This is a genomic window from Pseudoalteromonas sp. SR44-8 (assembly GCF_014163635.1).
Taxonomy (GTDB): Bacteria; Pseudomonadota; Gammaproteobacteria; order Enterobacterales; family Alteromonadaceae; genus Pseudoalteromonas; species Pseudoalteromonas rhizosphaerae.
On the sequence record NZ_JACJDS010000033.1, the window covers coordinates 37,929 to 53,817 of the forward strand.

General features: G+C 40.9%; 18 protein-coding genes. 7 read left to right on the top strand and 11 right to left on the bottom strand.

Annotated elements, in window-relative coordinates:
* Positions 1 to 311: 311 nt before the first annotated feature.
* The 4 genes from H5183_RS15990 to H5183_RS16005 all read left to right on the top strand — a co-directional run bounded on the left by H5183_RS15990 (position 312) and on the right by H5183_RS16005 (position 3,449).
* The gene (locus tag H5183_RS15990) at positions 312 to 851 is read left to right on the top strand and encodes a DUF2058 domain-containing protein (RefSeq protein ID WP_149980503.1); all 540 of its coding nucleotides are present in this window, start codon (positions 312 to 314) and stop codon (positions 849 to 851) included.
* Positions 852 to 993: 142 nt separating this feature from the next.
* Positions 994 to 1,317, top strand: a complete 324-nt coding sequence (locus tag H5183_RS15995; RefSeq protein WP_182732168.1) for a c-type cytochrome — start codon at positions 994 to 996, stop codon at positions 1,315 to 1,317.
* 160 nt (positions 1,318 to 1,477) lie between these two features.
* Positions 1,478 to 2,245 (top strand): class II aldolase/adducin family protein, encoded by a 768-nt coding sequence (locus tag H5183_RS16000; RefSeq protein ID WP_145238137.1) that lies wholly within the window; start codon positions 1,478 to 1,480, stop codon positions 2,243 to 2,245.
* A 28-nt stretch (positions 2,246 to 2,273) separates the two neighbouring features.
* A complete protein-coding gene (locus H5183_RS16005; protein WP_064668182.1) occupies positions 2,274 to 3,449 on the top strand; it encodes a mandelate racemase/muconate lactonizing enzyme family protein in 1,176 nt (391 codons plus the stop codon).
* 149 nt (positions 3,450 to 3,598) lie between these two features.
* Here the strand turns inward: H5183_RS16005 and H5183_RS16010 are convergent, their stop codons facing one another.
* From H5183_RS16010 to zapB, 9 genes are all read right to left on the bottom strand, one after another.
* Entirely contained in the window at positions 3,599 to 3,979 is a 381-nt protein-coding gene (locus H5183_RS16010; RefSeq protein WP_182732169.1) for a hypothetical protein, read from the bottom strand.
* A 31-nt stretch (positions 3,980 to 4,010) separates the two neighbouring features.
* Positions 4,011 to 5,582, bottom strand: a complete 1,572-nt coding sequence (locus H5183_RS16015) for a S41 family peptidase (RefSeq protein ID WP_182732170.1) — start codon at positions 5,580 to 5,582, stop codon at positions 4,011 to 4,013.
* A gap of 48 nt (positions 5,583 to 5,630) precedes the next feature.
* Entirely contained in the window at positions 5,631 to 6,473 is an 843-nt protein-coding gene (locus H5183_RS16020; protein WP_145238147.1) for an amidohydrolase, read from the bottom strand.
* Positions 6,470 to 7,198: an SDR family NAD(P)-dependent oxidoreductase gene (locus H5183_RS16025; protein ID WP_182732171.1), complete on the bottom strand. Its 729-nt coding sequence runs from the start codon at positions 7,196 to 7,198 to the stop codon at positions 6,470 to 6,472. Before H5183_RS16025 ends, H5183_RS16020 begins: the two co-directional genes overlap by 4 nt.
* Positions 7,199 to 7,207: 9 nt before the next feature.
* Positions 7,208 to 7,696 carry a peptidylprolyl isomerase gene (locus tag H5183_RS16030; RefSeq protein WP_182732172.1) on the bottom strand — a complete coding sequence of 163 codons (489 nt, stop codon included), beginning with the start codon at positions 7,694 to 7,696 and terminating at the stop codon, positions 7,208 to 7,210.
* Between the two features lie 76 nt (positions 7,697 to 7,772).
* On the bottom strand, positions 7,773 to 9,263 hold the full coding sequence (locus H5183_RS16035; RefSeq protein ID WP_182732173.1) for a LysM peptidoglycan-binding domain-containing protein: 1,491 nt from the start codon (positions 9,261 to 9,263) through the stop codon (positions 7,773 to 7,775).
* 54 nt (positions 9,264 to 9,317) lie between these two features.
* A complete protein-coding gene (locus H5183_RS16040; protein WP_182732174.1) occupies positions 9,318 to 10,337 on the bottom strand; it encodes an MBL fold metallo-hydrolase in 1,020 nt (339 codons plus the stop codon).
* Between the two features lie 107 nt (positions 10,338 to 10,444).
* A complete protein-coding gene (locus H5183_RS16045; RefSeq protein ID WP_145238162.1) occupies positions 10,445 to 10,744 on the bottom strand; it encodes a cell division protein ZapA in 300 nt (99 codons plus the stop codon).
* The gene (gene zapB / locus H5183_RS16050; RefSeq protein ID WP_145238165.1) at positions 10,744 to 10,974 is read right to left on the bottom strand and encodes a cell division protein ZapB; all 231 of its coding nucleotides are present in this window, start codon (positions 10,972 to 10,974) and stop codon (positions 10,744 to 10,746) included. The genes H5183_RS16045 and zapB overlap by 1 nt, the downstream gene beginning before the upstream one ends.
* 234 nt (positions 10,975 to 11,208) lie before the next feature.
* Between zapB and H5183_RS16055 the strand changes: the two genes are divergently transcribed.
* The gene (locus H5183_RS16055) at positions 11,209 to 12,048 is read left to right on the top strand and encodes a 23S rRNA (adenine(2030)-N(6))-methyltransferase RlmJ (RefSeq protein ID WP_182732175.1); all 840 of its coding nucleotides are present in this window, start codon (positions 11,209 to 11,211) and stop codon (positions 12,046 to 12,048) included.
* 51 nt (positions 12,049 to 12,099) lie between these two features.
* On the opposite strand, the gene H5183_RS16060 is transcribed toward H5183_RS16055, so the two are convergent.
* Together H5183_RS16060 and H5183_RS16065 are read right to left on the bottom strand one after the other, a co-directional pair.
* Positions 12,100 to 12,912: an META domain-containing protein gene (locus tag H5183_RS16060; protein WP_182732176.1), complete on the bottom strand. Its 813-nt coding sequence runs from the start codon at positions 12,910 to 12,912 to the stop codon at positions 12,100 to 12,102.
* A 148-nt stretch (positions 12,913 to 13,060) separates the two neighbouring features.
* Positions 13,061 to 13,627 (bottom strand): alkylphosphonate utilization protein, encoded by a 567-nt coding sequence (locus H5183_RS16065; RefSeq protein ID WP_145238171.1) that lies wholly within the window; start codon positions 13,625 to 13,627, stop codon positions 13,061 to 13,063.
* A 255-nt stretch (positions 13,628 to 13,882) separates the two neighbouring features.
* Here H5183_RS16065 and H5183_RS16070 point away from each other — a divergent pair, with 255 nt between their 5' ends.
* Positions 13,883 to 15,157, top strand: coding sequence for an EAL and HDOD domain-containing protein (locus H5183_RS16070; protein WP_182732177.1), 1,275 nt, complete (start codon positions 13,883 to 13,885; stop codon positions 15,155 to 15,157).
* A 47-nt stretch (positions 15,158 to 15,204) separates the two neighbouring features.
* A complete protein-coding gene (locus tag H5183_RS16075) occupies positions 15,205 to 15,813 on the top strand; it encodes a paraquat-inducible protein A (protein WP_145238177.1) in 609 nt (202 codons plus the stop codon).
* Positions 15,814 to 15,889 lie beyond the last annotated feature (76 nt).

Consider the following 15,889-nt stretch of genomic DNA (forward strand, 5'->3'; position numbering starts at 1 on the left):
ATTGGTGATTATACCCAAGCCACCTCAAAATGCAGAATTCAGCGTTTCACAGGGGCTTAATATCAAGGCGTTACTTTGCAAGAATGGCAGTCCCTTTTAAGAAGTAACAACGCTGAGAGTAAGTTCCTGTGAAACGCCCAACGGGTTGGTTTAAAAGCGATTTATACTACGTTATTGATTTTAGCAATAGACCCACTATTACTTGCAATCAATGCCTTGCCTAAATCGCTTTTAATTCCAACTGAAACTCGCATCTTGGGGTGGTTTGGGTATAAAATAAAGCTAATATCAGTTTTTAATGGAACAAAGCTATGGGTTCATTACAAGACCAATTGCTACAAGCAGGATTAACCACATCACATAAAGCTAAAGTTGCTAAAAGTGAAAAGCGTAAGCAACAAAAAAAGCCAAAAAAAGGGGCGACCAGTAACCCTAGTGATCTGCAAAAGCATATTCAGCAAACAAAGTTAGAACAGCAGAAAAAAGCAGAAGAATTAAATCAAGCTCGCCAAGGTGAGTTAAAGCAACGTGAGCAAGTTGCCCGCGTAAAGCAGATATTAGAACATCATAATCAAGATTCGATTCGTGGTGAGCGGACTTTCAATTTTACTTACGAAAATAAAGTCAAAGAGCTCGACGTAAATGAACAAACGCAAAAAGCCTTGTCAGGTGGCCGACTGGCAATTTGTGTATTGGAAGGGCAGTTTTTTGTACTTGAAGATGAGCCAGCCCGTAAAGTGGCAGAAGTTGATGAAAAGTACATCGTGTTTCATGTAGAGCCTGAAGACAAAGGCAAAGATGCTGATGACCCATACGCTGATTTTGAAGTACCAGATGATTTAGTATGGTAGCCTAAGAGATGACTTGAACAGCGTGTTTGGTGATCTACTTGGTGTATAAATTACGTACATATGTGATGTACAAAGATCCGTTATTATGGTCTACAATTAAGCTAATAATTTTTATAAACCGTCAAAAAGAAGAGAAAATACAATGAGCAAGATAACAAAATTACTCTTAGGTGCAAGCCTCTCTATGGTTGCTAGTATGTCATTTAACAGCATGGCTGCCGATGGTGCTGCGCTTTATACAGCAAAAATGTGCCAAACATGTCATGGCCCTGAAGGTAAGGCACCGATCATGGCAATGTATCCTAAACTAAATGGTCAGAATAAAGAGTATTTAGTAGCGCAAATGAAAGACATTAAATCAGGTGCGCGTAACAATGGCATGACTGCAGCGATGAAAGCGATGGTGGCTACTGTTACTGACGAAGAATTTGAAGCTATTGCCGATTACTTAGCAAACGTAAAATAATTTTTGCTGAGTGTGAGTTATCACTGGGCTCACAGAAAACAGCCACACCAATTCGGTGTGGCTGTTTTGTTTTAAATATTGATCATCCACGCACACTACTTTAGACTTCTATCCATCTATATCGTGTTTTGCTTTTAACGCGTTTAAATAAGGCCCCATAATGTTTGATTTACCACAACTTGATTTAAAAAATAAAGTCTCTGCACAAGAATGGCAGTTACGAGTTGATTTAGCCGCCTGTTATCGGTTGGTTGAGCATTTTCGTTGGGGTGATTTGATTTACACACATTTATCGGCGCGTTTGCCGGGGACTGACCATTATTTAGTGAATGCGTTTGGCCTCACATTTGATGAAGTAACAGCTTCTAACCTAGTCAAAGTGGACTTGGCCGGAAATATTTTGGATGACACGCCATTTGCAATCAACCCTGCTGGTTTTACGATTCACAGCGCGATTCACGAAGTGCGTGATGACGCTCATTGTGTTATTCACTTACATACTAAAGAAACGATTGCCGTTGCCACGCAGCAAAATGGTCTGCTGCCACTTAGTCAGTATTCAATGTTTTCACTGCCGTCATTGTCTTATCACGGCTATGAAGGCTTAGCAGTTAATAGCGATGAGAAAAAACGTTTACAAGATGATCTCGCTAATACTAATCATATGTTGTTAGTAAACCATGGTGGTTTAACTGTGGGGCCAACGGTGGGTGATGCATTTATGCGTTTTTATGACTTACAGCGTGCTTGTGAAATACAGCTGGCTTTACAAGCCAGTGGCCAAGCTGTTACACCAGTACCTCAAGCCATAATCGATAATATTTATAATCAAGCGAATGTAGTGCACAGCGGTAGTACCGGTGGGCAATTAGCTTGGCCTGCGATGTTACGTAAGGCCCATCGTCTTGATCCTAGTTTTGCAAAATAACCTAAGCCTTGGTTAATAAGGAATTGTCATGAAAGTTAATCGCGTTGAAGTTTTTGATATCCACTGTCCAGACAGACCTGCTTGGACTCCTGTATTTGTCCGTATTCATACTGACGAAGGTATTAGCGGGGTTGGCGAAGCTGGCCTTGCTTATGATTTAGGACACAGTGCTGCCGCTGCTATGATCAAAGAAATGGCTGATGCTTTCTTAATTGGTCATGACCCATTTCAAACCGAAAAATTATGGTCGCGTATGCTGCGTGAAAGCTTTTGGGGTTTAGGTGGGGGCCCAGTAGTCTATGCAGCAATGAGCGCGATAGACACTGCTTTATGGGACATTAAGGGTAAAGCACTAGGTTTGCCTGTGTATCAGTTGCTAGGCGGTAAAGTTAACGACAAGCTGCGTACTTATGCTTCGCAATTACAGTTTGACTGGGACACTGAGTTTAAAGCTCTGGTACATCCACAAGAATACGCAGAAGCAGCGTTAAAAGCAGTGGCTGAAGGCTACGATGCCGTTAAAGTTGATCCGATCCAATATGATAAAGACGGCAATACCTATTACGACCGCACTAACATTATTTCACGTGCTGAAATGAAGCTATATCGCGCCCGTATGCAGGCAATTCGTGAAGCTGTTGGTGATGAAGTCGATATCATTTTTGAATGCCACAGTTTACCGGGTGTTACCTCTGCTATTCAAATCGGTGAAATCGCTAAAGAATTTGACTGTATGTTTTATGAAGAACCAGTTAACTACTTAAATCATTCGTTACATGCCAAAGTGGCAGATAAAGTATCAGTGCCAATTGCCGGTGGCGAGCGTTTATATAATCGTTGGGGTGTGCGCCCTTACTTAGAAGATCAAAGTATTAATGTATTACAGCCAGATATCGGTTTATGTGGTGGTTTTACTGAAACTAAAAAAGTGTGTGATTACGCTGATATTTTTGATGTGCGTATTCAGGCTCACGTCTGTGGCGGCCCCGTTGCAACCGCAGCATCATTACATTTAGAAACGGCTATTCCAAATTTCTTAATTCATGAGCATCACACTTATGCAATTAAAAAGTGGAACCGTGAGTTATGCTTGCAAGATCCACAGCCTAAAAATGGTTTCTTTGAAGTGTCTGAAGAGCCGGGTATTGGTATTGAACTTAACGACGAAATAGTGATGCGCTCTCAGCGTGTTGAGATCAAATAAAATCATAGGCTACGAGCTATGAATAGCGAGCTAATTCCTGCTCGCTATTCATTAAGTTTATCTACTTTGACCTTTGCAAATTTAAAACTATTTCTTACTAATTCAAAACTATTTTTTACTAATTCAAAGCGTTAAAATTTTCCTAGCACCTAGATATCATTCACCTTACATTGTACATCCGGTAGCGGCTCGGTGGCTTTGCTATCGAGATGACGTACAAAGCATAGGTTGTTTTTTATCAGTAATTCAAAACGGTCTGGCATGTTTAGCTGTTTACCCATAATAGGGTTGCCAAGCTCGTCGGTTTTAGTGACGTTATCAACGACCATCAAGCTGCGCTTCATAAACACATCATTAGCTACTGCAATCTTCTCTGAGCGCATTAGGCGAGCAATTCCTTGAGCAATCAGTTCACCTTGTGGCTCTATTAGTAATGCATGCTGTAATTTTGGTGTTGGTTTTTCATTTTGTACAGAGCAGCCGCAGATCAAGAGCGCGGCTAGTATTGATGATGAACATTCTTTTAGCATAACAATTCTGCCTTGAGTTTAATGCTAACGCTTAATGCGAAGGCAGTATTTTATTTTGCTCAGCAAGAGATCCAGCCCGCGTATCTAATACTGCTGGGGTGTCACCAAAGCGTGCAGGTGCAAAACCTTGCTTACTGGCTATTGAACTGGCTGCTGGACAACTACCATTATCACGATAACCCAACGCGGCTTTTAGTACCGCTTCTTCAGGATCGCCTAACTGGTGGCTAAAGTCATCAGCAACGGCGCAACCGGCTATGCGTACTGGTAAGCGGGCATTGTCAGTGGTGTTTTGCGGCGCAAAACCATCTGAATATTCACCAAAACCTTTATTGTTTTCGCCAGTAAATTGAATGCTAAAGTAAGTCGTATCGCAGTTATCGGTGGGATAAAAACCGTATGGTTTACCGCAGGTACCAGAGCCAATTTGAATTACCTCAATATCTGCACCGCGTAAACCATTTATTATCGCTTCGCTGGCAGAGCAAGTGCTGGCGGTAGTTAACAAGTACACGCGTTCTAAATTTAAGGTTGGTAATGGCGTGCCAACAACTAGAGCAGGATTATCAGCAAAACCAACAAACTCATTGGTAAACATGACGGGTTTTAAGCGTTGTCCTGTTACTGGATTAAATGTTGGGTGTTGATCGTTAAAAATGGTTTTTTCGAAAATTTTACCGTTGGTATTCGCGGGGCCTGCGATCATATAAGCAACTTGACTAGCCATTTGTAAAAAACCACCGCCATTGTAACGAATATCAATAATTAGGTCAGTGACATTACTTGCTTTGAGATTATTAAAGGCATCATAAAGCGGTTTTTCAGCAATTGCATTGTGGCTATTAAATTGAAAGTAACCAACAGTGCCATCAGCTAAGGTCTTCACGTTTGTGACTGGCCTAGAAGTAATCGTTTGCGAGTTTAAAATAACTTCGCGGGTTTCATCGGTATTTATATCTTTGAATACAAAGCTGGTGCTTTTACCAACTTTAGTTGGATATAAACCTGCGTTGAGGGTATCTACTTCAGCTTGCGTATTGGCATTGATAAAATCAACACCATCGATTTCTAAAATCTCAAAGCCGCGGGCAAGATTTTGCGCACTTGCAGGTGAGTTAGGTTCTGTATAGCTGATCACACCTTGGCGTGGTGCTGTAGGGCTTATTAATTTAACGTTAAAACCATAGCCGAAGGTTACCCCTGATTGGCTTTGGGCTCTCCATTGTGCGGTCGGCAGACTGGAGTGAAAGTTATCTTTGTTTGCGCCTGACTCGGTAATTTGCTCGGTTTTTAGTAATTTAAAATATTCACTTACAGCAGGGGTCAGCGCTGGATCACGATCGATAATTTCGTCATACCAAAGATAGGTTTCTTTACTCCATGATCGCAGCCAGTGCTTTTCGTTTAATACTTGGCATTGTTGATAAAAGTTACTAGAGGGCTGAAATACACCTTGCGTCCAATTGATACTGCTACCAGTGTCGCCACCACCATTGCTGTTGTTGTCGGTCATTGTACTACCGCCACCACAGCCAGAAAGAAACGCTAGAAAAGAAACATTGAAAAACCCAATAGTGAGCTTTTGAATAGAAGAGATAGCCATGATGATGCTCTGTTTTTATACAATATAACTCAATATAGCGGTTTTTTATTAAACTTGGTAGCAGTGCTGAGCATTTTTGTAGCTGAGTTTTTGCCATAAATTATGAGTGTTACAAAGCTCAAAATGGTTTGACCAACGCTGTTGATAACTCGCGTTGATTTGACATACAGGGAAATTACTAGCAAACATAACGCGGTGCTGGCCAAAGTGCTGCAGGATAAAGTTAAAACACTGCTGTTGCTGAGCTTGCATCTGCGCGGTGAGTAGCTCAAAGCCTGAAAATTTAATCCAGCAGTTAGGTAGTTGCGCTAATTGGCTGATCCCATGCTGCCAAATTGACAGATTATTGGGTAAACCCGCATGGTTTATTATTAATTGTAAATGCGGAAGTTGTTGGCAGTAGTTGATTAGCTGTTGGGTAATCGTAAGCTTTTCAACTTCAAATTGAGCCTCAAATATCAGCTGCTTACTGGCTAATAGCGCTAAGTTATCATGGCATGTAGCATCGCTTAAGCGCATGGCATCAGCGCCTTCGGTGATATCTCTAATGCCCACTAAGCTTGGGTGTGATAAAGCGGTAATTGCATTATTAAAATCGTCGGGATGACTGTTAATATTGGCAAAGCTGATAGCTTTATAATTGTGGCCACTTAAGTGCTCAGCTAGCCAGTGCAGTTCATTGATGGGGTGCTGGTTATCAAAGCCTGCTTCAATGTGTACTAGGCCAGCAATTTCAAACTGACTTATATGCTGTAATTGGTTAACACTTATGGGCGCTTTAATCGTATCTAAATTTGGCCAAGGCACAGGATTGTTACCTTGTAGCCAATCATATTGCCCTTGGACTAAATTAAAAAAGTGTACGTGGGGGTCAATAATACGTTCACTCATTGCGCGGTGTAACCACCGTCAATGGTTTGCAAACTGCCGGTAATAAAGCTGGCATCATCACTGGCTAAAAACGTAACCAATGCTGCGACTTCATCAGCTTGGCCTAATCGTCCGAGTGGCTGTAATGCGCCTTCTTCGGCAACTATAGTGGCTTTGTCGGCGCCACTACGAGTACAATATGCATCGATAGCATTATGAAAAAGCGGTGTTTCTATGGTGCCTGGGCACACTGCATTGGTACGAATATTAAACTGGGCATAATCCAATGCGGTGGTTTTTGCCATTGAGGCTAACGCATGTTTGGTCAGGTTATACGCAAACGAGTTGTTTTTAGCTATGATGGCTTGATCTGAGGCAATTAAAATAATTGCCCCATTTTGTTGCGCTTTCATGCTTGGTAACACGCTTTGAATTGCCGCGTAGGCACCTTTTACATTAAGTGCAAACAAGCTATCGAAGGTTGCTTCGTCAGTGTCTTCAATTGTCGCGCTTAGATGACGGCCGGCATTCGATACCAACACATCTATACATTTGCCATTACTGGCAATTTTTGCAATAACCGTTTTTACTGCGCTAACATCACTCACATCGCAGTGGTGCCAAGTGCCTAAATTTGCAGGTTCTAGATCAAGGTTATGTACTTGGTAACCATTATTTAGAAAACGCTTTACAACAGCAAGACCTATACCTTTACTGCCGCCTGTAACGATAGCAACCTTTGACATGGAATTTCCTTAGTGGTTGTGACCACAACCGCCTTCGCTATGGACATGGCCGTGTGATACTTCTTCGCTGGTTGCTTCACGTACGCTAAGTACTTGCACATCAAACGTTAGAGTTTTGCCTGCAAATGGGTGGTTTAAATCACAATCAGCATTGAAACGACCTACTTTCACGATCGTTACTTGATGACGGCCTTGATTAGAGCTAACCATTGCTGTCATACCTGGCTTCCATACTTTAGTGTCACCTTGAAGGTGTTTAAGAGGAATACGTTGAATAAGATCATCAACACGTTCACCGTAAGATTCACTCGGTGTAAGTGTCACGCTGAAGCTATCGCCAGCAGCCTTGCCTTCAAGAGCCGTTTCAAGACCTGGAAGCATACCTTCCAAACCATGAATATATGTTAGCGGCTCACTGCCAGTACTTGTTTCTAGTTGCTCGCCCGCTTCACTTAATGTGTAGTGAAATTCAACTGCCGAGTTTTTGCTAATTTGCATGCCGATCTCTTTAATTTAACTGTAATGAAAAGCTAATTTTACGCTAAATAAGCCGGATTATAAACTACTGGTTCGGTTAGTGTGGTTGCTTTAAGGTTCTTGCAAGCTCTGAAAGTAAACCTTCGTCATGCAATTGTGACACGGCCTTTGTTGCTTGCGGCAAATGTAGCACCAGCTGCGTGCCAGGCGTTAAAATACTCGAGGCACTAAGTTTATTCCACCGGGCTAAATCACTATGCGGCACATCATAAAGTTGGCTAATTCCCCAGATAGTATCACCAGGCTTTACCTGATATTGAATAGCGATAGTGGGGATCGCTATTTCAGTTTGTTCAAGGTAAGGACTGATTTTATAATTGATAGTTAACGAGTCTGGCATGGTGCGAGGTTGGCCAACCATCAATGCTTCACCAATACCAATTAAATTAGAGGTTTTGTTATTCATCGCTTTTAGTTTGTTAACTGATAATCCAAAACGACGAGCAATCGAGTACAAAGTATCATTTTTTTTCACTGTATATTCGCCAGTGAAATTATTTTTAAAGAACTGGCTGCTTAATAAGCTTTGCTGTTGCAGTGGTAGTAATAAAGTATGGGGACCATTAGGTGAGCTTTGGTTTTTTAAATAGCCAGGGTTGAGTTTGTGTAGTTGGCTGCGACCAATACCAGATAAATTGGCAATCACCGAAAAATCAAATTGCTGGCCAACGTTAAGCTCAGTTGTAAGGGCTTTGTTGGCAAGTTTAGGGCGGTATAGTCCGTGCTGAGGGTTTTGTATTAAGTAGCTTAATGCCATTAGCTTTGGCACGTATTCAGAGGTTTCTTTGGGTAATTTCAACGACCAGTAATCAGTGCTTTTGCCGCGCTTTTTATTTTCTGCGATGGCGCGCTTTACACGTCCTTCGCCACTATTATAAGCCGCTAATGCATGTAGCCAGTCGCCATCAAAGCGCTTATGTAAATACTCTAAATAGGCCAAAGCTGCATCTGTTGAAGCGAGAACATCTTTGCGCCCGTCATACCATTGATCTGATTTTATGCCGAAATGATGAGCCGTCGCACCGACTAATTGCCATACCCCAACAGCTTGTTCTGATGAGCTAACAGTCGGACGAAAATCACTTTCCACAAAGGGCAATAAGGCTAATTCCATGGGTAACTTACGTTGTTCTATTTTACTAACAATATGATAAAGATAAGGCGCAGCCCGGGCACTGACAATCTGTAAGTATTTTGGTTGCTTGGTATACCAGGTAATCCGTTTATTTAGTGCTTTGTTTAGGTAAATGTGAATGGTTAAGTTGTCGGCTATATGTCGCCATAAATCTTTATTGCGAGTGTGCGCTTGAGGTGATGTAGCGGCTTGTTGCGCTGGAGCTGTTAATGTTATTTTTTGTTTTTTATGCTTGGCATCTGTGGGCTGTGCCGAGTTATTCGATGACGGTTTAACGTGATTAAAAATAACCGGAGTTTGCATAGTATCATTTGGCGCTGAATGCGGTTCAGTTGTTTGGCAACCAGATAGTAAGATTAAAGTCACAAACAGGGCAAAGAGGTAACAGCGCATAAAAATCACTAAATTAATATCCTTTTAAAAGTCTAGCACATCCGTGTGCGAGCGCTATTTTGACTGTTTAACTCGTTTAAGTCCAGCCTCTAGAAACAGCGGGTAAGCTTTTCGTGCTATCTCATCAACTTGGTAGTCTTTCGCAAACTGCTGATTAAAGCTTTGCTGTAATTGCACTAAATCTTGCTCTGGATAGTTTGTTACATGCTGTTGTATCGCGTGCAAAAAGTTTAATGGTTGCTGTAAATCGTCTCGTTTTAGTACGCTTCCGTGGCCAGGAAGGATTATCTTGATGCGCTTATCTGAGTGAAGTTGCGTGAGTATTTGCAACCAGTTATTAAAATTACCATGGCCGGGATAAGGTAGCCAATCAACCACATCAGCACCGACTAAAATGCGATGATTTTCGGCGCTGAGAGTTAAATCACCATTAGTATGGGCTTGGTGTGCGTTAATAGTGACCGGGTAGTTGCCAAGTTCAATGGTTAAGCTATCAACAACGTAAGTTTGTGGTGGTTGTAGTTGATATTGGCGCCATCGTAATAATCGCTGCTTAGCTAAGTTGAGTTTGTTTTGCCAGTGCTGTTGTTGCGCTTCGGGCTGCTGGGCTAAACGCTGTAAACTCAATTCTATACTTTTTTCATAACTATCAAGTTTATTAGTATAGGTTTGTTGGAGTTGACTAAATTCAGTAGCAAGTTGTTGATGGACAATTAATTGAGCATCAGGGAAATGATGCTGCAAAATAGCCATGCCCAGTAAATGGTCGTCGTGGAAGTGACTAGCAACTAAGTAACACAAAGGGGTTTTTAAGGTGCTTTTTAGTTGCTTAACGGTTGCTTCAACAGCGGCAAAGTCGCCACTGGCATCAAACATTAGCGCGCATTTATCACCTTCAATGAGCACTTGGTTTGAGTCATAAAAGCGTAGGGCTCGTTGCTGCTCTAAAAATTGTACGTTAGGGGAGATTGTTTGCCACTGTGTTGCTGCAACAGCAGAGCGGGGTGCAACAAGACTAAAGCTTAGCAATAAAAGTGCAGTTAACTGAGTGGGGATATAAAAAGGGTGAGTCATAACCGTATTGCCAAAATAGAGAAAATAAAATAGGCAAGTTAGCTGATTTTGTTTTTAATTGATACTGGAATCCACGAGATAATAAAAAAAGCGCGAGTGCGCTTTTTTTATTCGGCTGACGATTGCCCTAAGTAAGCACTGAGCTTATCGATGAGTTGATCCTGCTGCTGTTGGGTAACGCTTTGCTGTGTTTTTGCTTCGAGTAACTCATGGCTAATATTCAAGGCTGCCATTAATAAGGCTTTTTGATCATTGCGCACTGTTGAGCGCTGCTTCATTTTATCAACCAAATCATTTAAGTATTTGGCTGATGCAATGAGTGCATCCTCTTGCCCAGCTGGGCAAGCAAATTGCTGCTCTTTACCAAGCAACTCAACTGTGACTCGCTGGTTTTGCAGCTCAGACATTAGTTAGCCTGTTGGGCGCTTTGTAGCTTCTCAAGTAAACCCGTTAAAGTTGTGCTGGTGTCTTTTTGTTTTTCTTCACTTTCAAGTACTTCAAGTTGAAGAATTTCATTTTCATCGATTAGCTTACTATTTTTATCTTTAAGCTCGCTAACCTGAGTTTGTAGCTGTGAATTTTGGCTAATTAATTGGTCGATCAATTGTTCTAGTTGAGAAAGGGTATCGTTATTCATAAAGGCGCTCATAAAACTGTGATTATTGTCATGCAAATGTAAAGCAAAGTTGCTTTATATGCCAGCATTTACGTGTGTTTTGGCTGATTTTTATTTAATGTTAATAAGCTGTTCAGGCTAGCGACTAATTTGTTCATAAGTGGTTCACTTAATGGCCAGCAATTTATGACCCTTGGCGTTTTATGTTGTAGAATATAACTAACTTCAATGAGTTTATTTAAGCGAAATTATATTATGCTCAGTTACAGACACTCATTTCATGCTGGAAACCCAGCCGATGTCGTTAAACATTTGGTATTAGCTCAGGTATTAAGTTACCAGACGCTCAAAGATAAGCCATTGGACTATATCGATACTCACTCAGGAGCTGGCTTTTTTGAATTAGCCAGTGCTGATGCACAAAAAACGCAAGAATACCTTAATGGCATTGCTAAGCTTTATCAACATCGCAGTGAGCATCAGGAACTAAATGATTATATTGATTTAATTAAATCATTTAATGACACAGAACAATTAGCTTTTTATCCGGGCTCGCCGAAAATTGCTGAGCATTTCTTGCGTCGCCAAGACAAAGGTTGGTTTTTTGAACTACATCCGCGAGATTTGGCATTACTACAAGAAAACATGAGCGGTAAGCGCTCAATTCGTGTCCGCGGCGAGGATGGCTTTACGGGCCTAGTGGGGTTATTACCCCCCGCTTCGCGTAGAGCATGTGTACTCATTGATCCACCTTATGAAATTAAAGACGATTACGACACTGTGGTAACAACATTAACGAAGGCTTATCAACGCTTTGCTACTGGCACTTACATGATTTGGTATCCGGTGGTCGACAGAGAAAGAATTGAGCGTATGGAAGAGGGATTGATTGCTTCAGGTATGCGTAATATTCAGTTATTTGAATTGGCGACTGAAGCAGATACTGACGTGCATGGCATGACTGCATCGGGGATGATAGTGATTAATCCACCGTGGAAGTTAAAACAAACTATGGATAAGGTATTACCTGAACTAGTTAACTTATTAAGCGATTCATCAGGCTTTTATCGCAGCGAACAATTAGTTGCCGAATAAACATCGAAACGCCCAGTTTACTGGGCGTTTAATTACAGAGAGTGATTAGAGTTAATTAAAATACACGGCTTTAAATGTTGCCAGTACTTTACCTTGCTTATCTTTTAAGGTGAGTGATTCACCATTAATATTCCACGTCGCAGTATTTTCTAGTACGCCAGACATTGCAGTTTCTTGTTCCATACCTTGAGAGCACATTTTTCTAGTACTAGCTTGCGGGCTGAATGTCAGTGCTTGTTGATCTACTTGATAACTACCAGCAAAATTATTGCAGCCTAAAAAGCCATGGCTTTTGTTATCTTTACTAAATTGAATAAAGGGTTCTTTTGTTTCAACAGTGACTTGCACGCCATTTATAGTAACAGCTTTAAAATACGTATTTACTAAATCGACATTGGGCTTTTGCGGCGCAACTTTAGACACGACGACTTCAAAAGGTGCTTGTTGTGATTGCTCAAATGGATTGTTATGTGTAGTGCTTACATATAATAGTTGGTCTTGATTGGTGATCCGTGCCATCAAACTATAGCGATGACGTTGAGCAATTTTTCTTGTGTCATAACTAAGCTCTACCGTGTAAGGTGGTGCGCCATTGATATCAATAGTTTGTTGACTAATTATTTCTGCTTCAGTATCCATCTTTGACACATCAGCTAAAGTCACTGTGAGTTGTGATCCCGGACGTAGCATACTACGATCAAGGTAGCTAACTTGAGTTGTTAAAGTGGCCATAGCTGCATCATCAGTCATTTGTTTAGTTGGCTCAGATTGATTTTGGCATCCTGAAAGCACAACAGCACTACTGGCTAATAGACTAATACCAACAATCGATTTTAAAATTGCATTTGGTTTGTGTAATAGCATGGCTTATTCCTTGATGTAATTAAATCGGTGAATTCTTAATTACTATAAGTGTACGGGGTAGTTACTTAATCATAGCTTAATTATTCTAAGTTGTTATTTAATAACAAAAAAGGCGCATAAATGCACCTTTTTGTAGGCCGAGATATATTTACTTCTTCACAAACTTGGTCAAAATAACAATGCGCTGACCGTCCACACGTCCTTCAATATGTTCAGGGTTGCTAGTTAAGCCGATATTACGCACAGCAGTACCACGTTTAGCCGTTAAGCTACTGCCCTTAACATCTAAATCTTTAATAAGTGTGACTGTATCGCCGGCTTGCAGTACCACGCCGTTGCTATCAACATGTTTAATATCATCATTTTCAGCAAGTACTTTTTTAGCCCATGCTAACGTATCTTCTTCAAGATAGATCATGTCTAGCGCATCTTGTGCCCAGCCATTATCAGCAGCTAAACGGGTTAGCATACGGTACGCCACCACTTGTACCGCAGGTGTTTGGCTCCACATGCTATCGTTTAAACAATGCCAATGAGTAGGGGTAATATCAGTGGTGCCTTCAACTTGGTCTTTACACGTTTGGCAAGTATAAATACATTTATCTGAATGAGCTTCAGTGACAGGTGGCACTTCGTATACAGAAAGGTTTTCAGTTGCAGTACATAGCTCACATTGGTTATTACTGCGTTCAACTAAGGCTTGTTCAATGCTCATATCAAGGCTCTTTTGGGGGTTAACAGAAAAGTAAGCCCTTATTATACTCAATCATCAGTCAAATTAGAACTTATCCATTATTTTAGTGTGGGTATAGTGAAAACTTTGACTTTACAGATGGTTTGCAGACATTCAATAAAAGGAGCATTATTACTTACAAGTTTAGGCAAGGCGCAAAAACCTTACTATACTGAGTACATAAAATAACAACAATTTAGCTGGCAAGAGTCACTATAGTTATTAGCAGGAAATAATATGCTTAATACGCAGATAACCGCCGAGGTGCCAAAACTTGTTACACAATACATTGCCAGGCAGCCTATTTTTGATGCTGAAACAGGCATTTATGCATACGAATTACTGTATCGAGATTCGATAAATAACGCATTCCCTATTGGCACAACAGATGGTCAGGCTACTGGGCGGCTGTTTTTTAACGCTTTAATGCTTATTGGTATAAATAAACTTACTGCGAACCAACGCGCTTTTATAAACCTATCTTCAGATGCCCTGTTAGATGATTTCCCTAAATTATTGCAACCAGATAGCGCAGTAATAGAAATCGTTGAACGAGCCGACAACATTGATAAAGTGACCAGTCGAGTTACGGCTCTAAAAAAAGATGGCTATACTTTTGCTCTCGATGATTATGATGGAGATGAAAAATGGGAGCCATTATTACATTTAGTTGATTATATAAAGCTTGAAGTTGAAGAGCCCATCATTAAAACCAATATGCTGTTAAAAAAGCTTAAACGCCGTTTTCCTGATGTAAAAATCATAGTTGAACGAATTGAAACGCACGAACAATTTATGCTACTAAAAAGTGCCGGCTGCGATTACTTTCAAGGCTTCTTTTTCGCGCGTCCAGAAATGCTCAGCTACCATAATGTTGAGCCATCTAAATTTGCTGTTTTTGATTTGCTGCGCTGTACGTCGCGCCCAGATCTCGATTTTGATGAAGTCCACCAGCGGGTAGCTAAAGACGTCGGTTTAACTGCTCGTATTCTTAAATTAGTGAATGCACGCTCTGGTAACCAAAATTTAGTGATCACCTCTATTTCACAAGCGGTTATTTATTTAGGTGAAGATGCAATTCGTCAATTTGTAAGAGTGTTGGCCCTTAGTGAACTAGGGGTTGATAAACCTAGTGAACTAACTAAGTTGGGGTTAACTCGTGCGCATTTCATGCAGTTAATGCTAGAGCCTGGCGGTAAGGAAATGTCTCAGCGTGGTTACTTAGTTGGCTTGATGTCAGTGCTCGATGCTATTTTAAATATGGAACTGGATGTTATCGCAAAAGAGTTTTGTTTAGGCGATGATTTATCGAGTGCACTGCTTAACTTTAACGGTATGTTAGGTGCTACTTTGCAGTTAGCTCGCGCGGTAGAGGAAGATAATTGGCCATTAGCAGTTAAATTGTTAGAAACCATTCGGCCAGCTTCTCCCATCGATGTCATTTATAATGCCATGCTCGTAGCACGGCAATACGGCGATGAGGTTTTAGCCTCAATTATTGAAGATACTTAATACCTTGAGTATGATGCGCCATTATCAATATACTTTAAAAGACGACTATGCGTTTATTACTGCCGATCACGACTATTTTAATTGCTCTGGCGTTGTTATTACCTGGCGTTACTCAGCCTGTGCTAACCCTTGAGGGGAAAATTGATAAATCAAAGCTCGCCAAAACAGGCATTGCTATGATTGCTGATGAAGGTGACCGTCATACCCGCAATATGTTAATGATGGCGTCGAGCATGTTGGGCCTTGATAAACTCGAAGGTGAAATTAGTGCTTATAAAAAAACACGGAGCATTTGGGGCACGGTTAACGAACTTGCCAATAATAAAAATTACCTAGTCGCAGCATTGGTAGCATTGTTTTCAATTGTGGTGCCAGCTTTAAAACTGTTGATGCAATTAGTTTATTGTTTAATACCGATGAACAAATTAAAGCATATACTCGGTCAAGTTATACAAGGCTTGAGTAAATGGAGCATGGTAGATGTTTTTGTCATTGCTTTGATTGTGGCTTACCTTGCTGGTAACGCCGATGGCCAGATGGGGGAATTGATCAACATGCATGCCGAATTTGGTACAGGTTTTTGGTACTTTACCGGTTATTGCTTATTTGCCATCGCCGCCAGCAGCTTAATTAAAGTTACGCCAAAAAATAGTTAAACGTTTGTGTTAACTAAATAGTTATCATAAACTTCGCTAGAACCTAGAACCTAGAACCTAGAACCTAGAACCTAGA